The organism is Vibrio sp. 10N.247.310.98 (assembly GCF_041467395.1).
Classification (GTDB): Bacteria; Pseudomonadota; Gammaproteobacteria; order Enterobacterales; family Vibrionaceae; genus Vibrio; species Vibrio crassostreae_C.
Window position 1 is genome coordinate 1 of record NZ_JBFSUL010000119.1, and the last position, 1708, is coordinate 1708.

Sequence of the window (1708 nt, forward strand, 5' to 3'; positions counted from 1 at the left end):
AACGGCGGACTGTTAATCCGTATGTCGCAAGTTCAAGTCTTGCAAGGGGAGCCAATTAAAAGAAGCCGCATCATTGATGCGGCTTTTTTGCATCTAAAGATCCTAACTTATTAATACAACTACCCTCACCTTTCAAATACCATATTCAATTCAGAAACCAACCGTTTTTATATCCTTCCAAAGCTACAAATCTTCGCTACTTAATGCTCTTCAAAATCTCCCAACAACAAACGACACATTCACGTAAGAGTCAGTCACAGTACGTTGCTACTCATTTTATTGACTAGGAGATCGGTTGAAAAAATCAATACTAAGTTTGGAGGTAAGAAAGCTAAATAACGAATCAAGTAAGCGCTGAAAAGCTCTGTAAGACACTTCAATCCAAATTGATACACAGATTACTCTTTATCAAAACTATCCACTACAATAGCGCCCATAGAGGCTGGCATTGAAATAACAATCACTCTTTTGATCGATACGACGGGATCACTCAATAGAGGTAATTTGTCCAGGCAAGTCAGTACCAAAGCAACGACCAATGCCGTCATAACATAAGCAATCACTATTCTGAAAATAAACACCGGCAACCGAGCAACAACATCTTTTTGAAAGACACTCTCATACGTATAGAAGCCTAAGAACACCGCAGACAGTAAAAATAGCAGCAATAGATTAGCGGTAGGTAAAGTCTCCCCTAACTTCCAAGCCTCTTCAGAAAAAGAAATCGGCACGGCCAAGGCAAAAGATCCCACAAAGATCTGGCTCGCATCTTCAAAGTTAAAACTCAATTTCATAATTCGACCCATTAGGTTTAAGGCTTTATCTAATTCTGAAAAGAATCACAAAACTATCCGCCAATGATTTGGGGGATTTTTATTTCTACTAAGCAAACAGTAGTGACCTTCTAGCATCATCTTAGTCGCAATAACCAAAACATAGCTTGAACTAACCAGCAAGAAATCAATATGCTCAGAGCAAAACGGTCAACACGACTGATTAATATCGAGTCAACAAACACATCAAAATCGAAGACAGAGTGGTAACCCCTAATATACCAGCACCTAGAACCAAAGAATCTAAATCCGCAGGGTGATAAACGTCACTTCACGAATACGAGGGATGCTCTATTTCTTCGCTTATATACCCCTCAGGCACCACTTGGGAACACACTTAGCGACTCTCACCTTTAAGCTGAATCTAGCCTACTTTCACCCTTTGAAGTACTTAGAACGAGTCGCTCAATACCATCGAGAGTGGTTTTAAGCTCAATGCATAACAAGAGACATTAAGTCGACTCATTATGAGCTCTAGCGTTCTTAAGAGAAGCCTCCATGATAGAGCCCTAATTACACGTATCCTATAGATTCACAGATAGAGCAGAAGTCAGATTTCGTAGCCGAAAGGCTGTTAACTAATACTGAGAGCCGCTCACTTAATAAAGGAAACATCTACAGCGCGTATGGCTCGAGTATCTGAATGCTAAACTTAAAGCTAGATACGTTTGAAATCATGCTCGAGTCACCTCACAGCTGGAATCAGAAATGATGTAGTCCTAATCATGAGTTGGTTTTGGGAAAAACCTGAGCTAAGAGCTGTGGGCTGCGGGAAAATCTTTTGTGTAAGTTATTCGACTGACGTGCGAAACACTATGATTTATACCAATTAAAGTAAAAATGTGATCTAATTAAGATTGATGAATTATTGTGAA

At 39.6% G+C, this 1708-nt stretch carries 1 protein-coding gene; it reads right to left on the bottom strand.

The window, feature by feature from the left end:
* Nucleotides 1–398 precede the first annotated feature (398 nt).
* Nucleotides 399–794, bottom strand: a complete 396-nt coding sequence (locus tag AB6E78_RS22845) for a DUF2391 family protein (protein WP_017060180.1) — start codon at nucleotides 792–794, stop codon at nucleotides 399–401.
* Between the last annotated feature and the right edge of the window lie 914 nt (nucleotides 795–1708).